The following is a 3,565-nucleotide window of genomic DNA, read 5'->3' on the forward strand; positions in this document are numbered from 1 at the left end:
CCTTTCACCCCGCTCCCCACCCGTGAGGAAAAGGATCTTTGTTAGCGCCCCTTCGCCCAGCAGCCCGCCCATTTAAAGAAGGGGCCCGCGGTCCCTTATACTCACAGAGTCTCTCTAACTAAGGACTTGCGGTCTCAAAGCACGCTTCATTGTTCTATTAGCATGCTAATAATTAACTTACTAATTATTAGCTTGCTAATAGTTAGTATACTATCCTTTTTTGAAATTTCAAGTTTTTATTTGAAATTTCGATTAATAGTTTATATCTTTTGAATGAGTCGAGTGGGAGGGGGAGAGATTAATACTTCGTTTATAGGAGTTACTGAGCAAAATTTCTCCCGTTTTCTATTTACCAGCTGCGGACTAATGGGGCTAAAATCAGTATGGCAAGTGTTGACAAGAAGATAAAGTTTTAATGTTAAACATAATTTAATATACTGACCAGTATATTACTGGTCAGTATATTATGCCACAATATAATGAGCTATATTCAAATCTATTATATCGAATGCGTTTTTTATTTTGTTAGACCAGTTTAGATTTATCAGGTGTTCTATTCTTGTGGAGATGACTGTTTCCAAGTTGAGGGTATTGGCTAAGTCGTAGTGTTTTTTTAAGTTGGTTAATCCACCAACCTTGGTGATGTCTAAGACGACCCCCGTAGCAATATTTGATACTCTGATAATATCTTCTGGTAGCTCGATTGATTCATCCCAAAAAATGGGGTAGGGTATGTGTAGGTTGTCTAAAGTATTTTCTTTATACTTCGGGGTTGGCTGTTCTAAAGCTAATATTTCAGAGTGTTTCAGAAGTTTTAGGATGTGTCTAATTTCGTGTTGGGAAAATAATCCTTTAAGGTCGATCCAAAGTTTTTTACTTTTAAAAAGTTTCATGGTTTTTTCAAGTTCTGAGAGAGATGGCTTTTCTAAGAACTCTATCTTTATAATCTCCCTATCATTTTGAATTTCAGGGAGTAGATTAAAGATGTTGATGCCTTTTTTCCAAAAAATTCTAAAGAGAGATTCTTGTGAGATACTTTTTTTATTGGGGAAAAGTAATTTTGTAGGGTTGTAATTGTACTTGTTTGTTAGGTAATCAAAAATCGCTAAAAAAACAGCGGTTTTCGAAGAGTTGTCTCTTTTTATCTTTTCATTGAATTTATCTTCAATGTTGGGTATGTTTTCAATATCATCTTCCATTTCAATTAGATCTCTAATCATTTCCAAAATAGCCATGGTGGTTTTAAACGTTTCACCAAAATAATAATTTGGAGTTGCCGCCCCAACCCCTTGAATACCTTGTTTGTCTATGAATTTAAACATAGCATGCTCTTGCCATTCTATATTTAAATTCTTTAGGATAGTTCTTTCTTGCCAGTAATATACGTCTCTTTTTCTTTCTTTCATAAATTTTTACCCTTCTTAGTAAATGTTTTGCATGAGTATAAACCAAAATGAAGAAATTAATACTGCATAAGTTGGTGATAATATTAGCTCTTTTATATTCTTTTCTTTCACAAAGACCAATTTATATGCCAACCCAGCACCTACTGCTATAATAGACCAAAGGTAGTTTTGAGACATTAAAAAAATGAACATCGCTAACCTTTCTGATGCACCAATTGTATCTTTTTTTTCTTTTTCAAATATGTTGAAAGTTCTGAATAAGAAGCTTCCAAAACTAGTTGTTACGATCATTCCTAAAATATAAAATTGAAAAACATTAGATAAGAAAGAATCTTGGAAAAAGTTTCTGAACAGGTATGACCAAAGAAAAAAGGCTCCCAAGAATATGATTTCAAAGAAGATGTTGGTGTTTTGGTTTCTGATTCTTAATAAGTCTATACCTATGTGAAGAAGGACGGAGAGTGCGACTATTAAGAGCATCCATCCATTTAACATATCAAAGTTGAAAGCCAAAAAGACTAATAAAACCCAGATGAGATGTTTATAATAATCGGACTTATCCAAAAATTTATCAGAATAAACATTGGAAAAAGCAAAATCAGATACAAAATGACTTAAAAAGAGAGTTATTGAAAACATAGTTTACCTCCATTAAAATTCTCATATAGTGCTTTAGCTGCCCTTTGCCTTGTAACCCACCCATAGTGTCTGTATTCCCATATTATTCCCAATAGTTTTTTTCGACGACTTTTAATCGTGAGAAGTCCCCTTTTTTTCTTCCTACCTTTGCGCAAGGTTTACCATCGACTTCTACTATATCTGCCGTGAAGTCAATTTTTTGTTTAAGCAAGGAAGATCCCACACCATAAAGGTCTACAGGCACTTCTAGGGTTTCAAATAGGTCTATTTTTTCTTGGTTAAATCCCCCTGAGACCATTATTTTTAAATCGTTCATTCCTAATTCATCGAATCTTCTTCTTGCACGCCACACCATCTCTGGATTAACTCCTAATGATGATTTGTCTTTTGGGATCACAGATTTGTCTCTTAAGGATCCAGATGTATCAAACCTTACCGCCCAGATTTTGTCTTTTCCTTCACCAATTATCTTAGATAAATCTCCGCTGTCAATATTGGGTTTTTCACCATATATGTATTCGTAAAACTCTTTTGCTACTTTGATGGTGGTTCCAATAACGTCGTTGTCCCAGTCTACTAACACCATTCTATTTACATGTCCATCTATATGTTTGTTAAAAGCAATCGATGCTGCTGACGTGTTTCCATTATACGCGGCAATTAAAGCATGAGGGATGGTCCCAAGAGATTCAACCCCCCAATAATCAGCATTTGCGTCCGTTGATACCCCAAATGCCCCAGCTTTCAAAGCTGCATAGCCATCAGTTGTTTGAACCCAAAAATGGTCGAATCTTGCACTAAAAAATAGAATAGGCTTCCCTTTGGCAGCGGCTACCACTTTCTTTACAGCGGTTGCTGTGCTGGTAGCCCTTGCCATCACCCCTAACAGAAGCGTTTCCAAATGTCCAAAAAAGGCAGGATTGCCTTTGATTACGAACACTGGCTCCATCTTCTTTGCTTCGTCTCCATCATTCAAAGCAAGTACTTCTATCTCATTCCATTTATCAACCCATAAACTGTTTAGTGTCATTCTAAGGTCCCATTTTTTATTTGTACAATTTAGAAGGTCTTCTTTGTCCATTCGTGTGGAGGCGTCTTGTATCGACCTTTCTATGGCTAAAATTTCATCAAAAATCTCTTTTGCCTTTTCTTCATCTTTGTAGTAACCTGTTCCATAGGTTAAAAGAGCAAGTGCCTCATCTAGTCCAACGACTACACAATCTGCCCTTGGAAAAAATTGATAAGTTACATCGACTTTTTTCCTGTCTTTTTTTAAGACTTCAACATACCTTGTAAAATACTTGTCGGTGTAGTACCCCATTCTTATTTTGTCTATGGGTACCTTGAAGAGCTTTGGATGTAATCTTTTATTTGTTTCGTTTGGGTTCATTTTTTCACCTTCTAATCAATTTTTTATCCGTCTTGTGAGGTTTTTAAAAGTAGATTGTTAATTTTGTAAAATGATTTTTAGAATTTTTTATGTAAGCTACGCTTAATCTTTATTTGCGCCCCTTCGCCCC

3 protein-coding genes are annotated in these 3,565 nt (G+C 35.4%); all 3 read right to left on the reverse strand.

Annotation, left to right across the window (positions count from 1 at the left end; genetic code table 11):
• Positions 1-464 precede the first annotated feature (464 nt).
• Entirely contained in the window at positions 465-1,406 is a 942-nt protein-coding gene (locus X929_RS05500) for an enolase C-terminal domain-like protein (protein ID WP_103067037.1), read from the reverse strand.
• A 15-nt stretch (positions 1,407-1,421) separates the two neighbouring features.
• Positions 1,422-2,045, reverse strand: coding sequence for a hypothetical protein (locus X929_RS05505; RefSeq protein WP_103067038.1), 624 nt, complete (start codon positions 2,043-2,045; stop codon positions 1,422-1,424).
• A gap of 82 nt (positions 2,046-2,127) precedes the next feature.
• Entirely contained in the window at positions 2,128-3,435 is a 1,308-nt protein-coding gene (locus X929_RS05510; protein ID WP_103067039.1) for a nicotinate phosphoribosyltransferase, read from the reverse strand.
• Positions 3,436-3,565: the final 130 nt, after the last annotated feature.

This window comes from Petrotoga olearia DSM 13574, assembly GCF_002895525.1.
Lineage (GTDB): Bacteria > Thermotogota > Thermotogae > Petrotogales > Petrotogaceae > Petrotoga > Petrotoga olearia.